The sequence below is a fragment of the Paenibacillus polymyxa M1 genome, assembly GCF_000237325.1.
In the GTDB taxonomy this organism is placed as follows: Bacteria; Bacillota; Bacilli; order Paenibacillales; family Paenibacillaceae; genus Paenibacillus; species Paenibacillus polymyxa_C.
The window spans coordinates 950,685-976,791 of sequence record NC_017542.1 but is presented as its reverse complement, the minus strand read 5'-3'; the positions used below and the strand labels follow the sequence as shown (position 1 = coordinate 976,791).

At 48.5% G+C, this 26,107-nt stretch carries 26 protein-coding genes; 7 read left to right on the top strand and 19 right to left on the bottom strand.

The genetic code is table 11. From position 1 onward, the window contains the following. Window positions 1–100: 100 nt before the first annotated feature. From PPM_RS04355 to PPM_RS04335, 5 genes are all read right to left on the bottom strand, one after another. The gene (locus tag PPM_RS04355) at window positions 101–940 is read right to left on the bottom strand and encodes a carbohydrate ABC transporter permease (protein WP_013369500.1); all 840 of its coding nucleotides are present in this window, start codon (window positions 938–940) and stop codon (window positions 101–103) included. Window positions 941–943: 3 nt separating this feature from the next. Further along, window positions 944–1,906 carry a carbohydrate ABC transporter permease gene (locus tag PPM_RS04350; RefSeq protein WP_013369499.1) on the bottom strand — a complete coding sequence of 321 codons (963 nt, stop codon included), beginning with the start codon at window positions 1,904–1,906 and terminating at the stop codon, window positions 944–946. Between the two features lie 27 nt (window positions 1,907–1,933). Further along, entirely contained in the window at window positions 1,934–3,226 is a 1,293-nt protein-coding gene (locus tag PPM_RS04345; RefSeq protein ID WP_013369498.1) for an ABC transporter substrate-binding protein, read from the bottom strand. Between the two features lie 237 nt (window positions 3,227–3,463). Continuing rightward, a complete protein-coding gene (gene tlp / locus PPM_RS04340) occupies window positions 3,464–3,688 on the bottom strand; it encodes a small acid-soluble spore protein Tlp (protein ID WP_013369497.1) in 225 nt (74 codons plus the stop codon). A gap of 73 nt (window positions 3,689–3,761) precedes the next feature. Next, a complete protein-coding gene (locus PPM_RS04335; protein ID WP_013369496.1) occupies window positions 3,762–4,373 on the bottom strand; it encodes an alpha/beta hydrolase in 612 nt (203 codons plus the stop codon). A 213-nt stretch (window positions 4,374–4,586) separates the two neighbouring features. Between PPM_RS04335 and PPM_RS04330 the strand changes: the two genes are divergently transcribed. Continuing rightward, window positions 4,587–4,865: an autorepressor SdpR family transcription factor gene (locus PPM_RS04330; RefSeq protein ID WP_013369495.1), complete on the top strand. Its 279-nt coding sequence runs from the start codon at window positions 4,587–4,589 to the stop codon at window positions 4,863–4,865. Between the two features lie 30 nt (window positions 4,866–4,895). Beyond that, window positions 4,896–5,549, top strand: a complete 654-nt coding sequence (locus tag PPM_RS04325) for an SdpI family protein (protein ID WP_013369494.1) — start codon at window positions 4,896–4,898, stop codon at window positions 5,547–5,549. A 91-nt stretch (window positions 5,550–5,640) separates the two neighbouring features. Here the strand turns inward: PPM_RS04325 and PPM_RS04320 are convergent, their stop codons facing one another. Both PPM_RS04320 and PPM_RS04315 read right to left on the bottom strand, forming a co-directional pair. Further along, the gene (locus PPM_RS04320) at window positions 5,641–6,465 is read right to left on the bottom strand and encodes an aldo/keto reductase (RefSeq protein WP_013369493.1); all 825 of its coding nucleotides are present in this window, start codon (window positions 6,463–6,465) and stop codon (window positions 5,641–5,643) included. A 45-nt stretch (window positions 6,466–6,510) separates the two neighbouring features. After that, on the bottom strand, window positions 6,511–6,804 hold the full coding sequence (locus PPM_RS04315) for a putative quinol monooxygenase (protein ID WP_013369492.1): 294 nt from the start codon (window positions 6,802–6,804) through the stop codon (window positions 6,511–6,513). Window positions 6,805–6,965: 161 nt separating this feature from the next. On the opposite strand from PPM_RS04315, the gene PPM_RS04310 reads away from it, so the two are divergent. The 5 genes from PPM_RS04310 (at window position 6,966) to PPM_RS04290 (ending at window position 12,528) form a co-directional block, all read left to right on the top strand. Beyond that, window positions 6,966–8,642, top strand: coding sequence for an ATP-binding protein (locus PPM_RS04310; protein ID WP_014599490.1), 1,677 nt, complete (start codon window positions 6,966–6,968; stop codon window positions 8,640–8,642). Beyond that, window positions 8,635–9,363 carry a response regulator gene (locus tag PPM_RS04305; protein ID WP_013369490.1) on the top strand — a complete coding sequence of 243 codons (729 nt, stop codon included), beginning with the start codon at window positions 8,635–8,637 and terminating at the stop codon, window positions 9,361–9,363. Before PPM_RS04310 ends, PPM_RS04305 begins: the two co-directional genes overlap by 8 nt. A gap of 203 nt (window positions 9,364–9,566) precedes the next feature. After that, the gene (locus tag PPM_RS04300; protein WP_013369489.1) at window positions 9,567–10,553 is read left to right on the top strand and encodes an ABC transporter substrate-binding protein; all 987 of its coding nucleotides are present in this window, start codon (window positions 9,567–9,569) and stop codon (window positions 10,551–10,553) included. Next, on the top strand, window positions 10,550–11,554 hold the full coding sequence (locus PPM_RS04295; RefSeq protein WP_013369488.1) for a FecCD family ABC transporter permease: 1,005 nt from the start codon (window positions 10,550–10,552) through the stop codon (window positions 11,552–11,554). Before PPM_RS04300 ends, PPM_RS04295 begins: the two co-directional genes overlap by 4 nt. Continuing rightward, window positions 11,551–12,528 carry a FecCD family ABC transporter permease gene (locus PPM_RS04290; protein ID WP_013369487.1) on the top strand — a complete coding sequence of 326 codons (978 nt, stop codon included), beginning with the start codon at window positions 11,551–11,553 and terminating at the stop codon, window positions 12,526–12,528. Before PPM_RS04295 ends, PPM_RS04290 begins: the two co-directional genes overlap by 4 nt. A 149-nt stretch (window positions 12,529–12,677) precedes the next feature. Here PPM_RS04290 and PPM_RS04285 read toward each other — a convergent pair whose 3' ends face one another. The 12 genes from PPM_RS04285 to purQ form a co-directional block, all read right to left on the bottom strand. Continuing rightward, window positions 12,678–13,103: an OsmC family protein gene (locus tag PPM_RS04285; protein ID WP_013369486.1), complete on the bottom strand. Its 426-nt coding sequence runs from the start codon at window positions 13,101–13,103 to the stop codon at window positions 12,678–12,680. Between the two features lie 53 nt (window positions 13,104–13,156). Next, a complete protein-coding gene (locus tag PPM_RS04280) occupies window positions 13,157–13,906 on the bottom strand; it encodes an amino acid ABC transporter ATP-binding protein (RefSeq protein ID WP_013369485.1) in 750 nt (249 codons plus the stop codon). Between the two features lie 14 nt (window positions 13,907–13,920). Further along, window positions 13,921–14,568, bottom strand: a complete 648-nt coding sequence (locus PPM_RS04275) for an amino acid ABC transporter permease (protein WP_013369484.1) — start codon at window positions 14,566–14,568, stop codon at window positions 13,921–13,923. A gap of 85 nt (window positions 14,569–14,653) precedes the next feature. Next, window positions 14,654–15,511: a transporter substrate-binding domain-containing protein gene (locus tag PPM_RS04270; RefSeq protein WP_013369483.1), complete on the bottom strand. Its 858-nt coding sequence runs from the start codon at window positions 15,509–15,511 to the stop codon at window positions 14,654–14,656. 99 nt (window positions 15,512–15,610) lie between these two features. Continuing rightward, window positions 15,611–16,288 (bottom strand): TetR/AcrR family transcriptional regulator, encoded by a 678-nt coding sequence (locus PPM_RS04265; RefSeq protein WP_013369482.1) that lies wholly within the window; start codon window positions 16,286–16,288, stop codon window positions 15,611–15,613. A 125-nt stretch (window positions 16,289–16,413) separates the two neighbouring features. Next, window positions 16,414–17,679 carry a phosphoribosylamine--glycine ligase gene (gene purD, locus PPM_RS04260; RefSeq protein WP_013369481.1) on the bottom strand — a complete coding sequence of 422 codons (1,266 nt, stop codon included), beginning with the start codon at window positions 17,677–17,679 and terminating at the stop codon, window positions 16,414–16,416. A 64-nt stretch (window positions 17,680–17,743) separates the two neighbouring features. Continuing rightward, complete coding sequence (gene purH / locus PPM_RS04255; RefSeq protein WP_013369480.1) at window positions 17,744–19,288, bottom strand: bifunctional phosphoribosylaminoimidazolecarboxamide formyltransferase/IMP cyclohydrolase; 1,545 nt, start codon at window positions 19,286–19,288, stop codon at window positions 17,744–17,746. A gap of 130 nt (window positions 19,289–19,418) precedes the next feature. Further along, a complete protein-coding gene (gene purN / locus PPM_RS04250) occupies window positions 19,419–20,033 on the bottom strand; it encodes a phosphoribosylglycinamide formyltransferase (RefSeq protein WP_013369479.1) in 615 nt (204 codons plus the stop codon). Continuing rightward, on the bottom strand, window positions 20,033–21,073 hold the full coding sequence (gene purM, locus PPM_RS04245; RefSeq protein ID WP_013369478.1) for a phosphoribosylformylglycinamidine cyclo-ligase: 1,041 nt from the start codon (window positions 21,071–21,073) through the stop codon (window positions 20,033–20,035). The genes purN and purM overlap by 1 nt, the downstream gene beginning before the upstream one ends. A 656-nt stretch (window positions 21,074–21,729) precedes the next feature. Continuing rightward, the gene (purF, locus tag PPM_RS04235; RefSeq protein WP_013369475.1) at window positions 21,730–23,211 is read right to left on the bottom strand and encodes an amidophosphoribosyltransferase; all 1,482 of its coding nucleotides are present in this window, start codon (window positions 23,209–23,211) and stop codon (window positions 21,730–21,732) included. Beyond that, window positions 23,196–25,439, bottom strand: coding sequence for a phosphoribosylformylglycinamidine synthase subunit PurL (gene purL, locus PPM_RS04230; RefSeq protein ID WP_013369474.1), 2,244 nt, complete (start codon window positions 25,437–25,439; stop codon window positions 23,196–23,198). Before purL ends, purF begins: the two co-directional genes overlap by 16 nt. After that, window positions 25,417–26,106, bottom strand: coding sequence for a phosphoribosylformylglycinamidine synthase subunit PurQ (gene purQ / locus PPM_RS04225; protein WP_013369473.1), 690 nt, complete (start codon window positions 26,104–26,106; stop codon window positions 25,417–25,419). Before purQ ends, purL begins: the two co-directional genes overlap by 23 nt. Between the last annotated feature and the right edge of the window lies 1 nt (window position 26,107).

The window sequence follows — 26,107 nt, the reverse complement described above, 5'->3', positions numbered from 1 at the left end:
CATTGAATCCATAAAAAAAGCAGGTCGAGACAATGCCCGACCCGCCTTTCCTGACTCTATACATTTCAGTATTCAATCGACTCATTCAGCACCGTAATGATTACCCTTTTACCCCGCCTGCAGTCATCCCTTCAATAAAGTAACGCTGGAAGAACAGAAACACAACGAGAATCGGCAGAATAGCCAGGACTGATCCGGCAATCAACACATCATAATTGTTGCCATATGGCGTCAGCAGACTGGACAGACCGATTGGCAGTGTCAGCATGTCGTTAGTACGCAATACGATCATCGGCCACAGGAAGTTATTCCAACTGTTCATAGCCTGTAAAATAGCCATTGCCGCAAAGGCAGGTGCCATCAGAGGCATCATAATCCGCACAAAAATACCATACTCTGAACAACCGTCAACTCGTGCAGCATCCATAAAATCCTTGGGTACTCCGCTCAAATATTGACGGAAGAAAAAGATCGGAATCGGTGCAACGACAAACGGCAAAATTACACCCCATACCGTATTGATCAGCTTCATACCGATCATTAGTTTGTAAAGTGGCAGCATGATAATTTCTACCGGGATCATCATCACGACCAGCACCAATGTAAAAATCACATTTTTCAGTCTAAAACGATACATCTCCAGGCCATACCCGACCATTGCGGACAATATCAGACATAACACCGTAAACAAGACGGTAATGACAAGACTATTCCAGTACCATTGAAAATAATCCGTCGTCCCCTGAAAGATGAACGCATAGTTTTTCAAGGACATGATGGCCCACTCCAGCTTGAGATTCAAACCGTAGCGCAGCAGCTCCGTTGATGGCTTGAATGAGGCAAGCGTCACGGCAAATAGCGGAAACAGGGCGAACCCGGCAAATAGAATGAACAGGACAACGAGAAATGCGGATAACGGGCCTTTTTGTTTCTGAGCCATCGCTTAATCCTCCTTCCGAAACATGCCAAAAAATTTGAGCTGGATCAGGTTCAGTACTAATGTGAATACGAGCAATACAATGCCGACTGCCGCTCCAAAGCCCATACTATTCTGTTCCAGACCTTGGCGATAGAGATAGCCAACAATCGTTAACCCAATATCATTCGGGGAGTTATTTCCGTTCCACAACATATAGCTCTCGGTGAACATGGATAACCCGGCATAAATACTAATCGTAAATACGTAGATCGTCACGGGTTTCAGCATAGGAATCGTAATCCGCCAAAATGAATCGAAACGACTGGCTCCATCAATCTGTGCAGCTTCATACAACTCGGGAGGAATGTTCTGGAGTCCCGACATGTAGTACAGCATATTTACGCCTAGCCATCTCCATAAGGCCAGCACGATCAACGCTAAAAAGCCGGTGTTCGCGTTCATTAGCCATTTGTAAGGCTCAAGACCGAATAACCCCAACAGAGAGTTCATCAACGAGCCGTCCAATTCCCCAAACATGAGTCGGAAGATTGTTCCTGCTACCACCACTGAGGTTAGTGCGGGTATAAACATCACGGAGCGAAACAGCCCTCTGCCCGGCATTTTAGGCGAATTCAGCAATACCGCCAGTACCAGTGGCAGAGGAATCAGCACGACCAGTGTAAGCAGCGTGTACAGGACGCTGTTTAATATCGCTTTTCCAAATGTAGGATTCATTAAATCCTTATAATTTTCCAGGCCAACGTAAGTTGTTATCCCCGGCAGAACTTCCTGAAAGCTCATAATGACCGTCGAGATGACCGGATACGCAAAAAACAGTGCAAAGGACAGTAAAAATGGAAGGACAAATACATACGGTGCCGTACGACTGGAATGAATAAATCGGCTCCATTGACTTCTGGTCGGACGCTGAGTTTTTGGCGGCTGACCTGTCGGTACATTAGCGTTCGTATGAACGGGCGTTGCCATGAATCTCACTCCCTTTCCTGTTGGGGTCTATCTCAGTTCATCTGCTAGCTCATGCAGCACCGTGGCTGGATCTTCGCCACTCTGTAGTGTCCGATAAAGTATTTTATTACGTACAGCACTAGCGATGTCAGGCGTTTTCGGTCCGATATGCACCGCATTGATCTCATCTTTGACTTCGATCAGCGTGTCAAAAATATTCGTTCCGAAATACTCCGTAAATTTGTTTTTGGCTTTGGCTTCCGGCATGGTCCACACTTCACTGCGGATGGGATCAAACCCTAGCTGCTTCCAAATCTCCACATTCCCTTGCTTGGACAGCTTGGCAAAGGCTAGAAAACGCATCGCCAAATCCTGGTGCTTTGACTGGTTCGTGACTACCGTTCCGGTCCCGCCCATACCTGCTGAGCGATAGCCGCCTTTTTCCCACGCCGGCATCGGTCTAATGATGATTTTTCCTTTCAAATCAGGCATGTAATCCGTAAAACGTCCCATATACCACATCGGCATCCACACCGAAGCGGCCCCGCCTTTGTTCATAAACCCGTAGTATTCCTCCATATGATGCCCGCCGCCCGGTGCGGGAATAGCGATTTTGTCTTTTATCATCTGTTGGAGAAACTCAAGTGTTTTAATATTGGTTTCGTTATCCAGCGTCAACTCGCCCTTGTCATCCAAAAAATCTGAATTTTGCTGGGAGATCATCGGCCAGTAGCTCCACAGGTCATTGGTCTCCAAGGTTGCCATCGGCTTGCCCGTTTTTGCCAGCACTTGCTTGCCAGCAGCAGCATAGTCTGCCCAGGTAACGATGGAATCCGGGTCTACCCCCGCCTGATCCATAATCTCTTTATTGTAATACATCACTTCGGCTCCAACGTGGAAGTCAATGCCGTAATACTTACCGTCTTTGCCGTAAATCTGTACTCTGGAAGGCACAATGTTATTGATCTCAGGGTCAATCACCGGATTGAGCGGGACCAGTTGCGGTATTCCTTTGAGGAAATTACCAATTTTGTTGACCTCAATATCCGCGATATCCGGCGCTCCCACCCCTGATTGCAACGCAATCGAGAGCTTGCTGTGGTGGTTGTCATAAGGAAATGTATTCGCTTTCAAATTAATCAATTCATCAGGGTGCTGTTGGTTCCATTGGTCAGCCATTTGCAGAAAAAACTTCTCATGCAGTTCATTGAAAGTCCACAATACAAGTTCTGTTCCCGGCCCATCCTTTTCATCGCTCTTGAAAGAACAACCTTGCAGCAGTCCAGCCATCAAAACCACCGCCATAAGCATCAAAGCCATGCTTTTTCTTCGCAGCAGCATATCCTTCCCCCTTCGCATGATGAAATCCTAATTCGTAAATGATTGCGCTTTCTTTTATTATTTAACATCAATACAAATTAGTTTACAACAACATTATTCAAAAAAATTCGTTTTTGTGTAAAACAGATCTCATTGCATTATAGGGGGAAAATGAATTGGATGGGAATATGATGATTTCTGCATAAAAAAAACGACCCAACTTCAATTGAAACTCGGAGTTGGGTCGCGCTATGTTAACTACTCTTGCGAATGTGCTGCTTCGTCTTTCACTTCTTCTCGAAATGATCTAATACTTTGTTTACGACGATTATTTTTTTCTTCGATCTGCTTACGCTCCTCATTGCTGATTTCAGAGGAAAATTCGTTTAGGTATCCTTCAGCCTCATGAAGATTCTGCAATGTATTCTGAATATTTTGTTGCAAATGCTCCACATTATCTGCTCGATTATCCGGTTTTGCCATCGGTTTAACGCCTCCTAATCATAGAATCGCTCACTAGAGCGCTAAACCGTAGCTTGATCGTTATCGAGTTATTTTATACATTAAAATGCTTTCCAAACCATTGGCCTGCTGCTTCGGCTTCAGTGCGAGTCAATTGATGACCATTGCGTTCCAAGTAGGCTTCCACCTGCGCTCCGGCCCCCTCCAGCAGGGCTTGCAGCTCCTGAGATTCCGCCGCTGGAACAATCGGGTCATTTTCACCAGAAGACAGAAATACAGGGACACCGTTCAAGTCCGGCAGTTGCAGCCCTCGCAATGGCACCATGGCATGATGGAGAATGGCCCCACGTAGCGCTTTTGCATCATGAAAGAGCATACTGGCCGCTATGTTGGCTCCATTGGAATAGCCCAGAGCCACCACGTTGTTACGGTCAAAATCATATTGCTCTGCAGCTGAATCTACAAATTCGCTTAGTTCTTTGGTACGAAATACGAGATCCTCAATATCGAATACCCCCTCAGCCAAACGGCGAAAGAAGCGCGGCATCCCATTTTCCAATACATTACCTCTCACGCCCAGCACAGACGCTCCCGGTGCTACCATATCAGCCAAGGGTAGCAAATCTTGTTCATTCCCGCCGGTACCATGCAACAGCAAAATAACCGGGGCTTGCGGATCATTTCCTTTACGAAAGACGTGTTTCATATCTATTCCCTCCTCTAATTAACTTTAAATTAAGAATCTTATTTTTTGTATAAATTGATTATAGCCCATTTCACTGCTTTATACAAACATAATTGACCTCGTTCATTTTTTATAAAATGATGTCTTGTTCCATTGACATGTAGTATAGCTGTATTTTACTATGGTGTTAGATATTTAGAATATTATCTAAATATCTAAAGGAGGAAATGTATTTTGAATGATGCCTTCAAAGCTTTGGCTGATCCGACCCGGCGTACAATCTTGCAGCTTTTAAAGGAAAAAAGCATGAGCGCAGGCGAAGTAGCTGAACATTTTCAAATTAGCAAACCCAGCATCTCCCACCATCTCAATATCCTGAAGCAGGCTGGGCTGGTGCTGGATGAACGACAGGGGCAAAACATTATCTACACCCTGCATACAACGGTTGTGGCGGATGTGATCGGTTGGATGTTCAGTATCGCCCACTCCGATACCCCTGACGAAAAAAAATAGGAATCATATTAAGGATGAGGAGGAATCTGAATGAAATTTCGAACACCTTGGAGCTTGACGGATGTTTTGACAACTTTGATTGCCTTATCACCCGCCATAGGCGCTATACTGCTGTACGACCGACTTCCCAATGTTCTAGCCTCGCATATTAACTTTAACAATACAGCAGACGGGTATACGAGCAAAAGTGGTTCTATTATCATGCTCGTGTTGTTGGGCCTAGTCCCGCTGGTCATTCGATTGGCACGCCACATGGACCCCAACAGAGCTAATTATGAGAAATTTTCAAAAGCCTATGAAGTTACGCGTGCAGGTGTTTCTGTAGTTCTCGCTGTAGCTGGATGGGGAATGCTGCTGTATAACCTGAATATACGACTGCAAATGAATGCTATAATTTTAGGGTTAATAGGCCTGATGCTGATGGTGATGGGGAATTATATGACTCAGGTACAGCCGAACTATACGTTCGGTATCCGCACGCCGTGGACTCTGTCTAATCCCGAGGTATGGCGTAAAACGCACCGTTTCGGGGGGCCTATGATGATGCTTGGCGGTGCTTCAGCGTTGGTGGCGGCATGGGTCGGTGGAATGGCGGGAGTAGTCATTTTCCTAACCGTACTGATCATATCCGTTATCTCTCCTGTACTCTATTCTTACTTGTTGTATCGTAAGCTAAACAAGTAAATAGACAAAGCCACACCTGAACCTAATAAAGGAACCTCCCAAACCGCGATAAAAGCAGAATGGGAGGTTCTTTATACATCTACATATTCAATTAAAACAACAGCTTATCGGGATGGGTGCCTACACGCTCATCCAGATGAAGACCATTGATTCGGTCAATATCCTCAGTCGTCAGTTCAAAATCGAACAAATCGGCATTTTCGCGGATACGATGCGCGGTAACCGATTTGGGAATCGTCACAATCCCCCGATCCAGATGCCAACGCAAAATAACCTGAGAAGTCGTTTTGCCGTATTTAGCAGCAATCTCAACAATGTCTGCCTGCTCCGTCAGTTTCCCCTTCATCAGAGGACTCCATGATTCAAGCTGGATCTGGTGCTCCCGGCAGTATTGATGCAGCTCTTGCTGTGTCAGACGCGGGTGAAGCTCTACCTGATTAATAACAGGCACAATATTGCTGTCTTTTAGGAGGTCTTCGAGATGGTGAATTTGGAAGTTGCTTACTCCAATTGCGCGTACGCTTCCTTCTTCATACAGCCGTTCGAACGCCTTCCAAGTTTCCTTGTACTTGTCCTTGCCAGGCCAATGGATAAGGTACAGATCAATGATATCCAGGCCCAACCGTTTGCGGCTTTCCTCGAAGGCACGCAGTGTTGAATCGTAGCCTTGATCTTGATTCCATAGTTTAGTGGTCACAAACAGATTTTCTCTAGCCGCTCCACTGTCACGAATGGCTTGTCCGACCAGTTCCTCATTGCCGTAGATCGCCGCGGTATCAATGTGACGGTAACCGACCTCAATCGCTGTTTTGACTGCTTCGTAAACCTCATTACCTTCCGCCTTGTACGTACCAAAACCAAGCCAAGGCATCTGAACTCCGTTATTTAGTAAAGCTGTATCCGCAATGTTCCCCATGTCTATCTCCTCCTATTCTTAGTTATATATTATCCAACAGGATAATTACAGTTTAGTCGCATCCTGAAAAGCATTCACTTCAAGCGGAGCAGCCAACAGTTCTTTCGCTGCAGCAACAAATGCCTGGAAATGGGCAGAATTGTTATGGAAATCTACAGCAGCAGCATCCTTCCACACTTCCACCATCGTAAATGCGTTGGGATCATTCAGATCCTGCATTAACGTATAGCGGACATTGCCCTCTTCAGCTTGTGATGCGCTGATCAACCCTTGGGTTTGTTGCAGAAATGTTTCTCTTTTTTCTGGTAAAACTTTCATATCGGCATGAATAATAATCATAATATTTTCCTCCTCGCATTATGTAACTATTTCTATTATAGACCATTCTTTCGATAGATTAAAAGTGCGGCCGTTTCTGAAATACAGTAAAATGAATCGTATTGGGGAGTTGATCGACTGATCAACTGCTCCTATATTTTGTTTAGTGGCGGTGAAGGCATGTGCGTTTTCAGACAAAATTAATGGTATTCATATCCCTTCTAGTGCTAGTCGTTACCGGACTGTTGGGATTATCCTTGCGCTATATGATTACCTCCGCCTTGTATGAAGAGATTGGGAAAAGGGCGCTGACCGTAGCCAATACGCTTGCGGTAGATGCACAGGTCAGGGATGCTCTAGAACAGACCGATACAACGCAACTACGTGCGCGGATCAACGAGGCAGTGAAGCCCGTTCAAGCCAGCAGCGGGGCTGATTTTATTACAATTGCAGATCGTCATCTCATTCGTCAATGGCATGTTAACCCGGAACGCATCGGACAGCCTATGATGGACCCGCTGAATACTAAGGTGCTGCAAGGGCAGTCCTTTATTACGGAATCCACCGGCTCTCTCGGACCGTCACTGCGAGCCAAAACCGCAGTCTATAATGAACAAGGCCAAGCTATCGGACTCGTTTCTGTAGGTTTTCTGATGACAGATGTGGCGCAAAATATTCGTACATACACATATACATGGCTATGGTTCATGATAGGCGCGCTGATGATCGGCATATTAGGAAGTTTAGTTATAGCACGACGGGTACGGCGCGAACTGCATGGGCTGGAGCCAGTAGAGATTGGACGGTTGTATCAGGAAAAGCAAGCCATTCTCGAATCCATAGGCGAAGGGATTATCGCGGTTAATAGCAGTGGACAAGTCACACTTGCCAATCCACAAGCCGTCCGTTTGCTGGGCCTTCCCCCGGAAACTAGCCTCTATGGATGCGAGCTTCGTCACTTGGCGGACGCTGCAGATCAACTAGCAGATGTACTTGCTACAGATTTTATCGAGAAGAATCCAAGCATGAAGCCCGATCAGGAACAGAACGTATTCAATGAAGAAATTGAGATCCAACAACGAGTCGTAGTCGTCAGCCGTGTGCCGATCAAGGATCGATTTGGACGAATACTGGGCACGGTTGCCAGTCTGCGCGACAAAACAGAGCTGCTTCGCATGACGCGGCAGTTGACGGAGGTCAAGGATTATGCGGATGTGCTGCGATCACAAACACATGAATATACCAATCGGCTATATCTCATATCCGGTCTGATTCAGTTGGAGTGTTATGACGAAGCAGTGGACTTTATTACTCAGGAATCGGAGGAGTATCGTGTACATCGTTCTGTTTCCTCTTCTCTTTCACCTGATTCAATCATCGCCAGCCTGCTGATCAGCAAGAAAAAACAGGCGTTGGAAAAAGGGATTGTACTCCATTCATATATTAAAGGAGCATTTTCAACTCCGTCTCCTACGTTGGAGTGGTCGCTTCTTGCTGCCATTGCCGGAAACCTGCTGGACAATGCTATGGAAGCAGTTGCGATAGGCTCTATACCTGACAGACAGGTCTGGTTCCGGCTGGAAGAAATGACTGAAGCCATCATCGTCGAAGTTGCAGATAATGGATCGGGTATTTCAGAGGATATCCAGGAAAAACTGTTCGTTAAGGGAGCATCAACCAAAGCAGAGGCAGGACACGGATATGGCCTCGCTCTCGTGCAGGAGTACACCGAACGAATGAGTGGCTCCATAAAAGCACATGAACGGCCTGGTGGTGGTAGCATTTTTGAAGTATACATTCCTTTAAATAGGACGGACACGAGGATCAATAATGCAAAAGGAGGTTACGTCCATGAATGAGCGGGTTTTATCGGACATTGAGGTTCTTATTATTGAAGATGATCCGCGAATTGCGGAGATTAACCGACGATTTATTGAAAAGGTGGACGGGTTCACTGTATGTGCAATAGCAACGAACGAATTTGAGGCAAAGCTCCAACTAGATGTTCTGCGTCCGTCTTTAGCCGTGCTGGATGTTTATTTTCCCGATACGAATGGTCTAACCCTGCTATCGTTCATCAAGCAACACTATCCGGGTACAGATGTCATTATGCTGACTGCCGCCAAAGAAGCTGAAACTGTGGTACAAGCGGTTCGCGCAGGCGTATTTGATTTTATCGTAAAGCCGCTCGTATTCGAAAGATTGCGAGCGACCTTAGAGGAATATGCCCGTTTTCGGCGCCAGGTCACAACATGGCAAGAGGAACAATCTACGGTGGAGCAATCGGAAATTGACCGTCTGCTACAAAGCGCGGGCACGGGTCGGATGACGGGTAACGGAGTCGGAGAGCTATGGGCCAAAGGCATTGATAAAGTCACTTGCGAAAAGGTGCTTGATCTCCTGAATCGACAAGGTGAGGTTACTACGGGTACAGTGGGAATTGAGCTAGGTATGAGCCGATCTACCGCCAGAAGGTATCTGGAATATTTAGTTGAAAGTGGCGATGCGCACCATGATCAGGTATACGGAACCGTCGGCAGACCGGAGCGTATCTATCGCAGACGGCAGGAAAATGCATAAACCACCAATTCTGCCGTTCGGTCCTTCCTTCCTCTCTCCTCGGTTGTGATTTTAATAAACTTAATTCGCTTAATAGGCTAAAATGGTTTAAATGATCACATTATTTACGTCCCCCTTCCCGGTTGCTAGAATGATCAACAGTTAGTTAATTGATAATGATTATCAGTTTCTCTGGTAAGCATATTTGGAACGGGGGACAATACATGGCAACACCAAAACAGCCACTACCACTACGCACAGGCATGCTGCTTGCAGCGATTCTGGTACTACTGACAGCCGTTATGGCGGGATGTGGAGGCCAATCACAAAATAATAATGCAGCAGCACCTCAAACCACAGGCGACACTCGAACGATCAAACATGAGATGGGAGAAACCAAAGTTACAGGCAAACCTAAAAGAATCGTAACGTTGGAATTCTCTTTTGTCGATGCCGCTACCCAACTGGGTGTGATGCCTGTCGGCATAGCTCAGGAAAATGAGGATGATATCGATGGTCTGCTTGGTAAAAAAATCGACTTTACACCTGTCGGCACACGCAAACAGCCGAACCTGGAAACGATCAGCTCCTTGAAACCCGATTTGATTATTGCTGATCTAAACCGTCATAAGAGCATATACGAAGAACTAAGTGAGATTGCTCCTACCATTGTTCTTAAGAGCCGCAATTCCTCTTATGAACAAAACCTGGCATCCTTCGGCGTTATCGCTGACGCGTTGGGTGAGAAGGAAAAGGGTGAGCAAATTCTCGCAGCACATAAAGCTACCATGGCAAAGCTGAAAGAAGGCATCCAAGCTGGTGAGTCACGCAGCGTATTGCTTGGGGTATTCCGTTCGGATTCACTATCGGCTCACGGCGCTTCATCTTTTGATGGACAACTGCTGGAGCAAGCAGGCATCCACAATGCGCTTCAAAATACAAGCGAGCCTACAGTCAAGCTGACACTGGAGCAGATTGCACAAGCTGATCCAGATGTGATCTTCTTGGTGGAAGCCGATGAGAAGCTGCTTGCGGAATGGAAGCAAAATCCGTTATGGCAAAACATTACGGCCGTGAAAAAAGGGGAAGTTTACGAAGTAAACCGGGCACTGTGGACCCGGTACCGTGGACTCGGCTCTGCCGAGAAAATACTGGAGCAAGCGATTTCGCTTCTGTATCCCGCGCAAAATAAAGGAGACGGCTCCCGTTGATCGGACAAGCCTTACGCGACCGGCTAAATAAGCCGGTCGTCTTTGCACTTCTATTCGCGCTGCTGGCTGGACTGCTGCTGAGCGTGGCAATTGGCCCAGTCAGGATGGACATCCCCACCATGCTGACTGCGCTGTTCACCGAGCATCCGTCCAAGGATCAGCTCATTATCTTGACGATACGCCTACCACGTGCCGTCATTGGCCTGATCGTCGGCGCCGGGCTGGCCGTGGCCGGAGCGCTAATGCAGGCCATCACACGCAATCCGCTGGCTTCGCCGCAGGTTTTTGGAGTCAGCTCTGGCGCTTCGCTGGCTGTCGTCCTGTCGGTCGTGCTGCTGCCGAATATCGGGTCGTCCGGCAGCATTTATTTTGCTTTTGCTGGAGCGATCGCAGGCGGCTCCTTCGTATACGCACTGGCCGGAACGGCGGGCATGACGCCAGTCAAGTTGGCCCTTGCCGGGATGGCAGTGCATCTGCTGCTGGCCTCTGTCACTCAGGGACTGCTCGTGTTTAACGAGCAAATATCCGATGTACTGTATTGGCTCGCCGGAGCCATCGACGGGTCCACTTGGGCCGATACGCGTCTGGTGCTGCCCTGGTTCGCCGTCGGTATGATCCTTGCACTGGCACTGGCCCCCTCGCTATCTGTGCTTAGCCTCGGTACAGAGGTCGCACAGGGACTGGGGCAAAATGTACGTCTTGTCCGCTTACTGGCCTCAGCCTCAGTTATTATGCTGGCAGGCTCTGCTGTAGCAGTAGCCGGGTCTATCGGCTTTGTGGGCCTGATGGTGCCGAATATCATCAAGGTGTTTACAGGCGATAATTACAAACGGGTCATCCCCCTGTCTGCAATCTGCGGAGCTCTGCTGCTGACATATGCAGACGTGCTTGGACGATTTATTGCCTTTCCTTATGAATCGCCCGTTGGTATCGTAACCGCGCTGGTGGGCGCGCCCTTCTTTTTATATCTGGCGCACAAGAACGGGAGGGCTTCACGATGAAAAAGCTGTGGATTTTACTCGTGTTAATGCTGGGTGTTTCCTTTGTAGCTATCGGCGTGGGTAGCACCTACATTACACCCGCTGAGCTGATCGCCGCTCTGACTGACCGAAATGCCTCTTCCTGGTTCATCGTTCACCATTACCGACTGCCTCGTGGCCTGCTGGCCATCATGGCCGGTGCTGGCCTTGCAGTAGCTGGCGTGCTGCTGCAAGGTATGATCCGCAACCCACTGGCTTCGCCGGATGTGGTGGGTGTATCCAAGGGAGCCGGCTTTGCTGCGGTTCTCGTCATCGTGCTGCTCCCCTCATCCCCCGTGGCGCTATTGCCTGTAGCTGCCTTTGTCGGTGCCGGATTAGCTGCACTACTGCTCGTACAGCTTTCGATGAAGGGGGGCATGCGTCCTAACATGCTAGCCTTAACCGGGCTGGCGGTAGGTGCTATTTTTCAGGCTGCAACCGATTATATTCTGGTCAAATATCCACTTGAAGCCAGCGATACGCTGACTTGGCTAGCTGGAAGTCTGTGGGGCAAAGGCTGGGATGAAGTATATGGACTTTTGCCATGGTTAATTGTATTGCTGCCTCTAGCCTATACGCTACAGCGCAAGCTGGATATTATGAGTCTGGATGAGGAAAGCTCCGCTGGCTTGGGACTTAGCGTGAAGCGTATGCGCACAGGATTGCTGGCCGTATCCGTGGCCTTAGCTGCTTCCTGTGTCGCTGCCATCGGCTCCATCGGTTTTATAGGACTGCTGGCACCACATCTGGCGCGGCGTTTGTTTGGCAATCGCCACCGCTATCTATTGCCCGGCGCAGCCATGATCGGTGCCCTGATTCTCGTCCTTGCCGATGCGCTCGGACGGGGGCTGAAGCCGCCGCTCGAAATTCCTGCTGGCATCGTGACAGCCGTGATTGGCGCGCCCTATTTCCTGTATCTCTTGCTACGGGAACGCAAGCAAAAAAGCAGCGGATAAAGGACAAGTTCTCCATTACAGCTAAATGCTGCACGATAACGTAGCGTTTAGCTGCATTACCTCCCAACCTGTACACCGATCTCAGATAACATAAAAAAGGAGAGTCAGCCTGTATATAACACAGGCTGACTCTCCTCACCCCTCAACACTTACGCTGGATAGGGTACTTCTGTTCCATTCAAAATGAGGTGCATCCGAATTTCCGCTTTTAAGGAGTCGGATACTGCACAATATTTTTCCTTACCCATCTGAATCGCTTTCCATACACGGTAGTCTGGAATATCTCCGTCCACGTGGAATGTCAGATCAATCGCTGTAAATCCCGTTGGCATTTGTTCCTTGCGCGTACCTTCTGCATCAATATCAATTCGCTGAATGTCCGACAAAAAACGATCCAAAATCATCGTAATATCAATACCGATACATCCCGCCAGACCCGCAAGCAGCAGTTCCATCGGTGTCATCCCTTTACCATCACCGCCATAAGCCGCCGTAGCATCCATCCCTACGGAATAACCGGATGGTCCTTCCGATGTAAACGCGCGTTTGCCGTGCCAAGTTGTAGATACTTTCATGTTCAATTGCCTTCTTTCCATCTTAGTAATCTATGATTTATTCTCGATCTAACTTAAAATTCGCTGATTTGACGCAAAAATTTTTGTGTCCTCTCATGCTGGGGAGCATCAAAAAATGCCTGTGGCGCAGCCTCCTCCACAATGATTCCGTCTGCCATAAATACAACCTTGTCCGCCACCTCGCGGGCAAATTTCATCTCATGAGTCACGACGACCATTGTCATTCCGTCTTGAGCCAACTCTCGCATAACCCCTAACACTTCACCCACCAGTTCGGGATCAAGCGCCGATGTCGGCTCGTCGAACAGCATAATCGCCGGGTCCATCGCCAGTGCACGTGCAATAGCTACCCGTTGCTGCTGTCCACCCGACAGACGAGATGGGTGTACATCCTGCTTATCCAGTAATCCCACCCGCTTCAGTAGCTGTTGTCCGATAGACATAGCCTTATCGCGCGGCATTTTCTTTACTGTCAGCAGTCCTTCAATGACATTGCCGATTGCTGTTTTATGCGGATACAAATTGAATTGCTGGAACACCATCCCCGTCTGCTTGCGAATATCACGAATGGCCGCTTGGCGGGCACGAACAGGAGATGTAGCATCAACCTCAATCCCGTTCACCTCAAACTTGCCGGAAGACAGCTCTTCCAGACCGTTCAGACAGCGCAGCAAGGTACTTTTACCAGAGCCGCTGGGACCGAGCAATACGACGATTTCACGAGCGGCAACCTGAAAATCTATGCTTTTCAGAACCTCTACCTGTCCGAATCGTTTACCTAATCCGTTTGTTGTTATCATCATCTATCATCTCCACCTTAATAAGCTCGAGCCAGACGCTTTTCCACCCGCTCCAGTATAGCGGAGAATCCAATACTCATAATCCAGTACATCAGGGCAATTTCGAGCAGAAACGGCATGTAGAGCAAATACTGCGCCTGTAAAAGCTGTGCCTGCCGCATCAATTCACTGACCCCGATAACTGACACCAGCGACGTTTCTTTAAGCATACCCACGAACGTATTCCCCATCGGTGCAATTGCAATGCGTACCGCCTGCGGAAGAATGATACGCCACATCGTTTGACCAGGCGACATTCCCGTAGCATAAGCGGCCTCGGTCTGTCCCTGCGGTACGGCTAAAATAGCTCCACGGAACGTCTCTGATAAGTACGCCCCTGTATTAATACTGAGCGCGAGACAAGCAGCCGTTAACGATCCAAATGATATTCCGTAATCATCCAGACCATAATAAATGACCGCAATCTGCACCAAAACCGGCGTTCCCCGGATGATTGATACATACATGCGAGCCAGCCACCGAACAGGTCGATTCCCCTTCAAGCGCGCTACTGCAACAATCAAACCAATGATTAGACCAAACAGCATAGAAACAATCGTTATATACAGCGTATAATAAGCACCCTTCAATAAAAAAGGCACGTTCTCCCACATTAATTCGAGCATCGGTTATATTCCCTTCTTTCAGACGAGTGGCCCCATGTCAGCATAAAAGCCAAGACTGGAGCCAGACGCCTGTAACAGGCTTACGTTATTCTTTTGGCTCCTCGCCAAACCATTTTTTAAAAATTGTTTTGTAAGTGCCGTCTTCCTTCATTTCCTTTAGAGCCTTGTTCAAGGCTGCCTTCAGCTCAGGAGTTTTCTGGTTAATAGCTACAGCCGCCTGATCCGATTTAATCGGCTCGCCTACAGCTTTAATTTGAAATCCGTTTTTGTCGATAATGGGCTTAAGAGCATACAGATTGTTAATGGTTGCATCAATACGACCAGAGTTTAGATCCTTCAATGAAGTAATGACATCATCATATGTTTTGATCTCAAAATCGCCTACCTTTGGCAGCACTTCGTTGCGCAGATAAGACTCATCATTTGTTCCCAAGCCGACACCAATCGTTTTGCCTTTAAAGTCTTCCAACGTCGTAATGTCATTGGTTTTACTGTTCACGATAATATTCACATTATTGGTGATATAGGGATCTGTGAAGTCAATGGCCTTCTTACGATCCTCTGTAATCGCCACCTGGCTAACCACTGCATCGAATTTTTTCTTTTGCAAACTTGGAATCAGTCCCGAAAATTCTTGTGCCGTGAACTCCGCTTTTACTCCAATCCGTTTCGCTAATTCTTTGGCAATATCCACATCAAACCCGTCCAACTCCTTGTTGTCGTTCAAGAAATTGTACGGCGGGTAAGTACCCATCATGCCTACCTTCATTACATCGGCCTTCTTGATGGCTTCGAGCTGATTGGCGGCTGCCTCGTTACTGCTGCCTGCTCCATTGCTAGTATTCGAAGCTTCTGGCTTTGTACCGCAAGCGCTCAGCACAAGGCTAAACAATGCCAGAGCCATGAGTGTAGTCACCAAGAATCCTTTTTTACGTGTTTTCATGTATCGTTCTCTCCTGTCTAGATGTAAATGTTTAAGTTTGTATGTGTAATTGGGCTATACTATTTGTTGCCCACTACTCATTCATGCGATGTTGACCGTCTAGCTTTGGCCTAATAGTCCGTAAAATTCAAAATTAGCAGCCTCTTCTGCCAATCTTGTAGCGGATACCTGCTTGATGTGGTCATGTGTTCCCTCTGAACCGAATAGCCAGCGTATAATGACACCTTCAATCATGCTCATGAGTAGTGCTGCCCTCAATTCGACATCTAATTCGGCAGGCAACATGTTCAGCTCGATCGCTCGCTCCATATTGCGTCGGAATGCAAGCTCCATCGCAGTCCTTGTTTCACGGATGCTCTGCCTCACTGGTTCATCGACACCACTGCCGATCAGCAGCAAACCCATCAGATAACGGTTCTCCAATGCAAAATGAAATAGCCGAACAAACAGCGCTTCCGATGCCTTAACCATATCAGCCAGTGTTCCCGCATCACGGCGATACCCCTGCCCGATCGCTGACAAAAGCTGTTCACGACCTGTAGCGATAATCTCCAGCGCCAAGGCCTCTTTACTTTTAAAATGCCAATAAAATGTGCCTTGAGCTACTCCTGCCTCCACCACGATATCTGAAATCTTCGTTTGGTGATAACCCTGCTCAGCGAACCGCTTTAACGCAATGTGAAGAAGCTGTGTTCTGCGGTCTGTTTCTTCTCCCCCGTGGTCAACAGGTGAGTCATTCGAAAGGGTTTTGGGCTGCTTCGCCTTGCGTGGCTGCATGGGTTTCCTCCTCCCGATTGATCAGTCAGTCAGTTTTGTATTTTTAATCCTATAGGATAAGTATACTTTTGTCAAACGAAAAAAGAGGACCTCCAAAGAGGTCCTCTGTATCCTATATATTGCTGTTATAGCAATGCTTTTGCCGCAATGTCTGTACGGTTTTGCTTGCCTTCAAAGGTAATATGAGCAGCCTGTTCGTAAGCTTTGTCCCGTGCCTCGGCAATGTCACGTCCCAAACCAACCACGCCTAACACGCGTCCGCCGTTCGTTACCCACTCACCCTGTTCGTTGATGCCTGTTCCGGCATGGAAGACGATAGCTTCGTTTGCCTGGTCCAGTCCGTGGATAGGTACTCCTTTGGCGTAAGCTGCAGGATAACCTCCGGATGCCAGTACCACACACACCGCAGCTTCATCCTTCCACTCGATCTCTACCTGATCCAGCGTGCCGTTCACAGCAGCGAGAAAAATATCGAGCAAATCGGATTGTAGTCGAGGCAATACGACTTGTGTTTCTGGATCACCAAAACGTGCATTAAACTCAATGGTCTTCGGCTTGCCGTCCGGCGAAATCATCAGTCCAGCAAATAAAACACCACGGAACGGGCGTCCTTCAGCAACCATAGCCTTGGCCGTCGGCTTAATAATCGTCTCAATGGCTTCCTCAATAATGGAATTGGCTATGTGAGGCAGCGGGGAATATGTTCCCATGCCACCTGTGTTCGGTCCTTTGTCACCATCAAAAACCGGCTTGTGATCTTGCGCCGCTGCCATCGGCCGTACCGTTTCACCGTCAACAAAGGAAAGAATCGACATTTCCTGTCCAGCGAGGAACTCCTCGATCACGACCTGTGCGCCCGCTTCTCCAAATACCTTTGCCACCATAATATCGGACAGCGCCTTTTCCGCTTCCTCCATCGAGTAAGCGACTGTCACGCCTTTGCCTGCTGCCAGTCCGTCGGCCTTAATGACCACCGGAATAGGCTGTTCCTTTAAGTAGGCATGTGCTTCCTCATAGGTATAAAATTTGCGATAGGTTGCTGTCGGAATTTGATATTTATGCAGCAAATCTTTCATAAAGATTTTGCTACCTTCAATTTCCGCTGCATTTTTACGCGGTCCGAATACTGGGATGCCTTTGGCTTCAAAGGCATCCACAATGCCGTCTGCCAGCGGATCATCGGGGCCTACCACGACCAGTCCGACTTTTTTGGATTCCGCCAGTTCTGTCAGCGCGTCAAACTCACTCACCGGAATCGGCACACACTCCGCTAATTGTCCAATACCAGCATTACCTGGCGCACAATAGATTTGTCCGGCCTTGGGGCTTTTCTTCAGCGCCCACACAATTGCATGTTCGCGACCGCCCCCTCCGATAACCAAAATATCCATTCAGGTGATTCCTCCCGCTCCCAGTATGATCGTTCAGGTGTGCTGCATCCACAACTCACGCAACTTAGTGCTTGAAATGACGTACGCCCGTAAAGACCATAGCAATGCCATATTCGTTAGCAACCTTGATGGATTCTTCGTCTTTGATAGAGCCACCCGGCTGAATGACTGCCGTGATACCTGCTTTAGCTGCCAACTCCAGCGTATCGCCCATCGGGAAATATGCATCCGATGCCAGTACGGCACCTTTTGCTTTGTCACCGGCCTGCTCGATTGCAATCTTGGCTGCTCCGACACGGTTCATTTGTCCTGCGCCTACGCCAACGGTCATATTATCTGCCGCCAATACAATGGCGTTGGATTTCACATGCTTAACCACTTTCCAGCTAAACAAAAGTTGTTTCAGTTCCTCCTCGGATGGCGCACGCTCTGTTACAACCGTAAGTGCATCCGGGTCTACAGCATGAACGTCATTTTGCTGAACAACCATGCCACCTTCAATGGAAGTCACGACGAAACGGCTCTTCGCCTCAGACGGGGAAAGCTCACCCAGATCAAGCAAACGGATATTTTTCTTTTTCGTTAAAATCTCCAATGCTTCTTTCGTGAAGCCCGGTGCCAATATAATTTCCAGAAAGATTTCACTCAGCTTGTTCGCTGTATCACCATCAATAATCCGGTTAGCCGCGACGATGCCGCCAAAAATCGAAGTTGGATCTGCTGCGTAAGCTTTGCTGTACGCTTCATAAATACTGCCGCCAATTCCCACACCGCAAGGATTCATATGCTTAACTGCAACTACTGTAGGCTCGCTGAATTCTTTGACGATTTGCAGGGCTGCATTAGCATCATTGATATTATTGTAAGACAACTCTTTACCGTGAAGTTGCTTTGCTGTTGTCAGTGTACCCTTGACCGCCAATGGCTCACGGTAAAACGCAGCCTGTTGATGAGGATTTTCGCCATAACGCAAATCCTGAATTTTTTCATAGGTTACAGTGTAACGCTCAGGCAGCGGATCACCTGTCACATTCGACAAATAATCGGAAATCAAAGCGTCGTATGACGCCGTATGACGGAACACTTTTGCAGCCAAACGCTTACGAGTATTCAGCTCCGTGTCGCCATCCTTACGTATTTCCTCCAGTACAGTGCTATAGTCATCAGCATCAACCACTACACTGACAAAAGCATGGTTTTTTGCCGCAGAACGAAGCATCGTTGGACCGCCGATGTCGATATTTTCAATCGCGTCCTCATAGGTTACACCGGGTTTGGCGATCGTTTCCGCAAAAGGATACAGGTTCACAACGACCAGATCGATATAATCCAATCCAAGCTCCTTCATTTGACGCTGATGCTCTTCATTATCCCGAACAGCCAGCAAACCGCTGTGTACCGCAGGGTGGAGTGTTTTAACACGTCCATCCATAATTTCTGGAAATCCCGTTACCTCTGAAATACCGATGACAGGAATACCCTCCTTCGACAGCAAGCTGCTCGTTCCCCCTGTCGAAACGATCTCCACACCCAATTTGGACAACTCACGGCAAAACTCTACGATTCCCCGTTTATCTGATACGCTGACGAGCGCTCTTTTAATACTCACCCTGTCTCCTCCTTTAGCTCTTTCAGAATTTTGCAAATTTCTCTTCTATCAATTTATTTCCCGAGAAATATCGGAAAATGCCTGTACAGTATCCTTGTTAGGACAATGATATGACAAATTACAGTTATCTTTAGAGAAGTGAGTTCACCTTGCGGCCATTCAATTGGATTTTGCCTTGGGCCAGTCTGCCAACTACCTCAGGATATAGCTGACGTTCCACGGATTGAATGGCTACGGATAAGGATTCCGCTGTATCATGATCGTGAACCTCCACGACACGTTGGGCAATAATCGCCCCAGTATCCATCCCCCCGTCCACAAAATGGACGGTGACCCCACTTACCTTGACCCCATAGGCTAATGCCTGTCCAATAGCATCTTTCCCTGGAAATGCCGGAAGCAGCGACGGATGAATATTAATGATTTTCCCAGCGTACGCATCAACCATGACACTAGATAGCAAACGCATATAGCCTGCTAACACGATGAGATCAATCGATTTCTGCTCCAGCAAAGCCACTAATTCACGCTCATAGTCTTCTCGGGCAGGATAATCTTTAGGACGAAAAGTATGACAGGCAATTCCAGCTTTCTGTGCTCTAGCTACAGCAGGAGCCCCAGGCTTGTCACAGATGAGCAGTTCTACCGAGGCGCCGCCCAGTTCACCCCGCGCGGCCGCATCCACCAAAGACTGAAAGTTCGTCCCTTCGCCTGATGCAAAAACAGCAATCCGGTACTCGTTCATTACACCTCGGCTCCTGTAAAGGTCACGATAGAGCTGCCTTCCGTTACTTTTCCGATCACATACGCAGCTTCACCCTGTTCCTTCATAACTTCCAGTGCGGTCTGTGCGTGCTCTGCACCGACAACGATCACCATTCCAATCCCCATATTGAAAGTCGTGAACATGTCTTTGTTGGAGATTTCGCCTTTTTCCTGCATGAGCTGGAAGATCGGAAGAATCGGCCAAGTGCCGTATTGTATATCCACATTGACGTGATCCGGTAACACTCTAGGGATATTTTCAATAAAACCGCCACCAGTGATATGCGCCATGCCTTTTACTTTTACCTTATCCAGCAATGCCAACACAGATTTCACATAAATTTTCGTAGGCTCCAGCAGTACATCGCCCAGTTTGCCGTTCAAGCCTTCGATTTCATCATGCAAATCATAACCTTGCTGTTCCAATAACAGCTTGCGAACTAGGGAGAAACCATTACTGTGAACGCCACTGGAAGCTAGTCCGATTACGGTATCTCCAGGAGCAATGGAACTGCCGTTAATGATTTTGCTTTTATCTACAATCCCTACCGTGAATCCGGCAATATCATATTCGCCCTCGCTGTACATCCCCGGCATTTCTGCGGTTTCACCGCCGACCAATGCACAACCTGACTGGTAACAGCCCTCGGCAATACCGGCGACAATCGCTTCGATTTTCTCAGGTATAACCTTGTCACAGGCGAGATAATCGAGAAAAAAGAGTGGCTCCGCGCCCCCTACGACAATGTCGTTTACGCACATCGCAACTGCATCAATGCCGATGGTGTCATGACGATCCATTGCGAAGGCAAGCTTCAGCTTCGTGCCGACACCGTCAGTACCAGACACAAGTACAGGCTCCTCGTACTTATCTTTATTCAGACCGAACAATGCACCGAATCCGCCCAAGTCCGTGAGCACTTCCGGACGGAAGGTACGTTTAACGTGCTTTTTCATCCGTTCTACTGCTTCATTACCAGCAGCGATATCTACCCCTGCGTTTTTGTATGCTTCGGACATTCATGAACACTCCTTCAAATGATTGACCCTCCTAAGTCCTCCCTAGCAGGGAGGATTCCATGGGGCTGCTCCCCCTGGACCCCTCAAGAGTCGGTCAGATGCGTAGGATTGGGTGCTGCTTGGTGGTGGTTCGTGCTGTGAGTCGCGTGTTTTCCTTTGAGAGTTGCGGGTCTTCCCGCAATTCACAAGGACACGCTTTGATGCGTGGCCGCCTTTGGTAGTGGCGGCGGCAGGGGCACGTCCCGGGCTGTTTGCTTTGCAAAGTCGGGGACGTGCCGGTCAAAGAAGTGAGCAGCACCAACGGGCGGCTTACTTCTTTGACCCTTAAGGCAGGCAGCTGCGCCCTGCCTGTTAAAAACTCATGGCATGAAATAGTTATGCCATGAGTTTTTAACGGCCTTACCTATCCTCTTCCCTGTGGGAACAGAAGAGGTACAGGCACTGCTGCAAAATGCTGCACACCTGAGGAACGCAACGGGTGGAAGGATTCTGGAGAAGCGAAGCGTTCGCCTTTGCCGCTGGATTCCAACCCTGTAAGGGGTTAATCCAATCCTGGAATCTAGCGGCAACAGCGATCGTAAGAACCTTCCACACGCGGAGTGGCCCCCTCAGAACCACCATCCCCATGCACCTCTGTACCTCTTTTGTTCCCTATACTAGCAACTACACCCGAACTTTTCTTCGCCTTTGAAATCTACCTGTGTCGGATAATCGTTATCGAAACAAGCCAGGCACAAACCGCCCTTGTAATCCTGTTCGTTATGCCCGCCTACTGCGGCAATCAACCCTTCGGCGCTCATAAAGAAGAGCGAATCAGCGTTAATCTCTTGCCGAATTTCCTCTACGGTTTTGGACGAAGCGATCAGCTCCCGACGGTCCGGCGTGTCGATACCGTAGAAGCACGGGTTTTTGAAAGGCGGCGAGGTAATACGTACATGTACTTCCAGTGCGCCCGCATCTCGCAGCATATTTACGATTCGACGAGACGTGGTGCCACGAACGATAGAGTCGTCGATCATAATGACCCGTTTACCTTCAACCACACGGCGTACGGCGCTCAGCTTCATTTTCACACCCTGCTCGCGCAGCTCCTGACTCGGTTGAATGAAGGTACGACCGGTATATTTATTTTTAATCATGCCCAGCTCATAAGGAATACCTGTTTGCTCTGCATAGCCAATCGCAGCCGATATGCTGGAATCCGGTACACCGGTCACCAAATCAGCATCGACAAAAGCCTCCAGCGCCAGTTGGCTGCCCATCCGTTTGCGTGCAGCATGAAGATTAGCTCCGTTCAAATCACTGTCAGGACGAGCAAAATAAATATACTCCATCGCACACAGCGCTTTACGCTGCTTATCTTCCGTATAGCGGTCTTCGTGCAGTCCATTTTTATCCAGAATCAACAGCTCACCTGGCTCGATATCGCGCAACAGTTCTGCACCAATCGTTTCCAAAGCGCAGGATTCGGATGCAAACAGATAAGCATCTCCCAATCTGCCCATCGTCAATGGACGCAAGCCGTTGGGATCAGAAGCCACAAGCAGCTTGTCATTGGTCATAATAAGGAAAGCAAACCCGCCGACGATACGCTTCAATGCATCCTTGGCAGCCTCTACCAAATCCTTGGACGAACGGGCGATCAAATGAGCTACTACTTCGGTATCGCTGGTCGTTTGAAAAATAGACCCACCCTGCTCCAGCTCATGCCGAATTTGCAAAGCATTTACGATATTTCCGTTTGTCGCTACCGCCAGATCACCATCACGATACTTGAACACCAAAGGCTGTGCATTTGTCAGCTTACTGTCTCCACTTGTCGAGTAGCGCACATGTCCTATAGCAATATCGCCTGTCAACGAAGCCATTAAGTCTTTATTAAATACTTCTTTGACAAGCCCCATTCCACGATGATAATGGAACTCGTCGCCACTGCTCACACAGATCCCTGCGCTTTCCTCACCACGATGCTGAAGCGCGTGTAAGCCGTAATAGGCTAGGGAAGCGGCATCGGAGTGTCTGTATACCCCGAATACGCCGCATTCCTCTTTTAATTTATCAAACAGCCCCTCTTTACCAGAGCCCTCATTATAATAATCTCCAGTCCACAACGTCCGTGCTGTTATTTCATCAGACATGGAATGACATCCTCCCAGATTTGCTTCAAACTGGCGACTGCCTCGTTCAAAGCGGGTTGTCCGTTCACCTCAACTGTCAATTGTGATCCTTCAACTTTTCCCAATACGGTAACTGGCACTTCCAATCCACGCAGATGCGCTTCCAACGCAGACGCTTTATCCGGCGATGCAGACAACAAAATGCGGGATTGACTTTCGCTGAATAAAGCATGGTCAGGACGCAAAGACGTCTCTACGTTAACCTGTGCTCCCAATCCGCCGCTAATTCCAGATTCGGCAAGCGCCACAGCCAATCCGCCCTCTGCGAGATCATGCGCAGATTGTACCAATCCGGCTTGTATCGCTCCCAGTACTGCGGTCAGCAGTTTTTTCTCTACGTTCAAATCTAGCTCAGGCGGACGTCCTTCGGATACACCGTGCACGACAGCCTGGAACTCACTGCCTCCTAGCTCAGCCTTCGTCTCCCCCACTAGGAAAATGACGTCGCCTTCAGCTTTGAAGCCTTGTGTCGTAATATGATCTGTATCATGTACCAGACCGACCATACCGACTACAGGCGTCGGATAGATCGCACCTTTGGCATTTTCGTTGTACAAGCTAACGTTCCCCCCGATAACAGGTGTATCCAGTACACAACAAGCTTCTGCCATACCGTCCACGGCTTTTTCCATTTGCCAGAAAATATCCGGCTTTTCAGGGTTACCGAAGTTTAGGTTGTCCGTAATCGCCAAAGGCTCTCCGCCGGAGCATACAATATTACGAGCTGCTTCGCTGACTGCAATTCGTCCGCCTACCTCTGGATCCAGGTATACATAACGTCCGTTACAATCTGTAGTCATCGCAAGTCCCTTGCGGGTGCCGCGTACAGTCACTACAGCCGCATCCGAGCCCGGACGAACGGCCGTACTGGTGCGAACCATGTAATCATATTGCTCGTATACCCATTTCTTGCTGGCTACACTTGGGGATGAAAGCACCTTTTTCAGCGCACCGTTCAAATCAGTCACTTCTGGGTAACGCAATGTGTCAACAGCAGCATTTTGCTCATAATAAGCAGGAACTTCGGAAGGCTTGTCATAGATCGGACACTCGTCTACTAGCGCCGTCACTGGCATATCCCCCACCACTTCACCGTGATGGAACAAACGCAAACGCCCGTCATCCGTCACCTTGCCGACCTTGGCACAAATGACGCCCCAACGCTCGAAAATTTCAAGCGCCTGTGCTTCATCCTTTGGCTCAACAACGAACAGCATACGCTCCTGTGATTCGGACAGCATCATTTCATAAGGTGTCATGCCCTCTTCACGTTGCGGTACCTGATCCAGATACAGCTCAAGACCGTTGCCCGCCTTACTTGCCATTTCGGCACTGGAGCAGGTAAGTCCCGCTGCGCCCATATCCTGAATACCCAGTACAATACCGCTGTCGATCAGTTCCAGACATGATTCCATAACCAGCTTCTCCATAAATGGATCGCCTACTTGAACCGCAGTCCGATTCGCTTCGGATTCCTCTGTCAGCTCAACCGATGCGAAGGTAGCTCCATGAATCCCGTCACGACCTGTCGGAGGTCCCACATAAAACACCGGGTTACCGACCCCTTTTGCCACACCGCGCTGAATTTTATCATGGTCAATCAGTCCGACACACATTGCATTGACGAGCGGATTGCCCTCATAGCTTTCATCAAATACAACCTCGCCGCCTACGGTTGGAATACCGATACAGTTTCCATAGCCCGCAATACCGGATACCACATGCTCGAACAAATATTTCACACGGTCGCTCTCCAGCTTGCCAAAACGCAAAGAGTTCAACACAGCTACAGGTCTTGCGCCCATGGAGAAAATATCACGGATGATGCCGCCTACCCCGGTCGCTGCCCCTTGAAAAGGTTCTACAGCGGATGGATGGTTATGACTTTCGATTTTAAATACAACCGCTTGGTTGTCTCCAATATCTACAATCCCTGCTCCTTCACCCGGTCCCATCAGCACTCGCGGACCGCTCGTCGGGAAACGTCTCAGCAACGGCTTGGAGTTTTTGTAAGCACAATGCTCTGACCACATAACACTGAACACGCCAATTTCCGTATAATTCGGCTGACGCCCCATGAAATCACAGATCAGCGCATATTCACTGTCCGACACACCCATCTGCTGATACAGTTTATGTTCGGCAACCTGCTCTGCCGTCGGTTCCTTAGCGGACACTTGCTGCGCCATGACGATCCCTCCAAGCATTCAAAATAGATGTAAACATACGTTTGCCGTCATCCGTGCCAAGCAATGCATCCACCGCACGTTCCGGATGGGGCATCATGCCCAGTACGTTACCTTGTTCATTACAAATCCCCGCAATATCCGTCATGGAACCATTGGGATTATCTTTATACGTAAATACGATCTGATTGTTCGCCTGCAAACGAGCCAGCGTCTCATCATCACAGTAATAGTTGCCTTCACCATGTGCGATCGGAATAATGATTTCTTCACCAGCAGCATAATCTCTTGTAAAAGGCGTATCGTTATTCGCAACCTGCAACACCGTATCACGGCAAAGGAATTTCATCGACAGATTACGGCGCAAAGCTCCTGGCAACAGCCCGGCTTCGGTCAAAATTTGAAAACCGTTGCAAATCCCCAAAATATATTTGCCTTCAGCAGCCGCTTTGGCTACTTCCTTCATCACCGGGGCAAACCGGGAAATCGCACCGCACCGCAGATAATCCCCGTAGGAGAAGCCTCCCGGAACAAGAATACAATCGTAAGGTGACAGATCCGTTGCAGTATGCCACACATAATCGACAGGTTCACCGACCGTGTCCTCTATCGCCTTATAGCAGTCAATATCACAGTTGGAGCCCGGAAAAACCAGAACTGCAAATTTCATG

What these genes read in the sequence shown, in the direction of transcription:
- PPM_RS04355 (WP_013369500.1), bottom strand. Translation starts at nt 940, where the DNA reads ATGGCTCAGAAACAAAAAGGCCCGTTATCCGCATTTCTCGTTGTCCTG.
- PPM_RS04350 (WP_013369499.1), bottom strand. Translation starts at nt 1,906, where the DNA reads ATGGCAACGCCCGTTCATACGAACGCTAATGTACCGACAGGTCAGCCG.
- PPM_RS04345 (WP_013369498.1), bottom strand. Translation starts at nt 3,226, where the DNA reads ATGCTGCTGCGAAGAAAAAGCATGGCTTTGATGCTTATGGCGGTGGTT.
- tlp (WP_013369497.1), bottom strand. Translation starts at nt 3,688, where the DNA reads ATGGCAAAACCGGATAATCGAGCAGATAATGTGGAGCATTTGCAACAA.
- PPM_RS04335 (WP_013369496.1), bottom strand. Translation starts at nt 4,373, where the DNA reads ATGAAACACGTCTTTCGTAAAGGAAATGATCCGCAAGCCCCGGTTATT.
- PPM_RS04325 (WP_013369494.1), top strand. Translation starts at nt 4,896, where the DNA reads ATGAAATTTCGAACACCTTGGAGCTTGACGGATGTTTTGACAACTTTG.
- PPM_RS04320 (WP_013369493.1), bottom strand. Translation starts at nt 6,465, where the DNA reads ATGGGGAACATTGCGGATACAGCTTTACTAAATAACGGAGTTCAGATG.
- PPM_RS04315 (WP_013369492.1), bottom strand. Translation starts at nt 6,804, where the DNA reads ATGATTATTATTCATGCCGATATGAAAGTTTTACCAGAAAAAAGAGAA.
- PPM_RS04305 (WP_013369490.1), top strand. Translation starts at nt 8,635, where the DNA reads ATGAATGAGCGGGTTTTATCGGACATTGAGGTTCTTATTATTGAAGAT.
- PPM_RS04300 (WP_013369489.1), top strand. Translation starts at nt 9,567, where the DNA reads ATGGCAACACCAAAACAGCCACTACCACTACGCACAGGCATGCTGCTT.
- PPM_RS04290 (WP_013369487.1), top strand. Translation starts at nt 11,551, where the DNA reads ATGAAAAAGCTGTGGATTTTACTCGTGTTAATGCTGGGTGTTTCCTTT.
- PPM_RS04285 (WP_013369486.1), bottom strand. Translation starts at nt 13,103, where the DNA reads ATGAAAGTATCTACAACTTGGCACGGCAAACGCGCGTTTACATCGGAA.
- PPM_RS04280 (WP_013369485.1), bottom strand. Translation starts at nt 13,906, where the DNA reads ATGATGATAACAACAAACGGATTAGGTAAACGATTCGGACAGGTAGAG.
- PPM_RS04275 (WP_013369484.1), bottom strand. Translation starts at nt 14,568, where the DNA reads ATGCTCGAATTAATGTGGGAGAACGTGCCTTTTTTATTGAAGGGTGCT.
- PPM_RS04270 (WP_013369483.1), bottom strand. Translation starts at nt 15,511, where the DNA reads ATGAAAACACGTAAAAAAGGATTCTTGGTGACTACACTCATGGCTCTG.
- PPM_RS04265 (WP_013369482.1), bottom strand. Translation starts at nt 16,288, where the DNA reads ATGCAGCCACGCAAGGCGAAGCAGCCCAAAACCCTTTCGAATGACTCA.
- purD (WP_013369481.1), bottom strand. Translation starts at nt 17,679, where the DNA reads ATGGATATTTTGGTTATCGGAGGGGGCGGTCGCGAACATGCAATTGTG.
- purN (WP_013369479.1), bottom strand. Translation starts at nt 20,033, where the DNA reads ATGAACGAGTACCGGATTGCTGTTTTTGCATCAGGCGAAGGGACGAAC.
- purM (WP_013369478.1), bottom strand. Translation starts at nt 21,073, where the DNA reads ATGTCCGAAGCATACAAAAACGCAGGGGTAGATATCGCTGCTGGTAAT.
- purF (WP_013369475.1), bottom strand. Translation starts at nt 23,211, where the DNA reads ATGTCTGATGAAATAACAGCACGGACGTTGTGGACTGGAGATTATTAT.
- purL (WP_013369474.1), bottom strand. Translation starts at nt 25,439, where the DNA reads ATGGCGCAGCAAGTGTCCGCTAAGGAACCGACGGCAGAGCAGGTTGCC.
- purQ (WP_013369473.1), bottom strand. Translation starts at nt 26,106, where the DNA reads ATGAAATTTGCAGTTCTGGTTTTTCCGGGCTCCAACTGTGATATTGAC.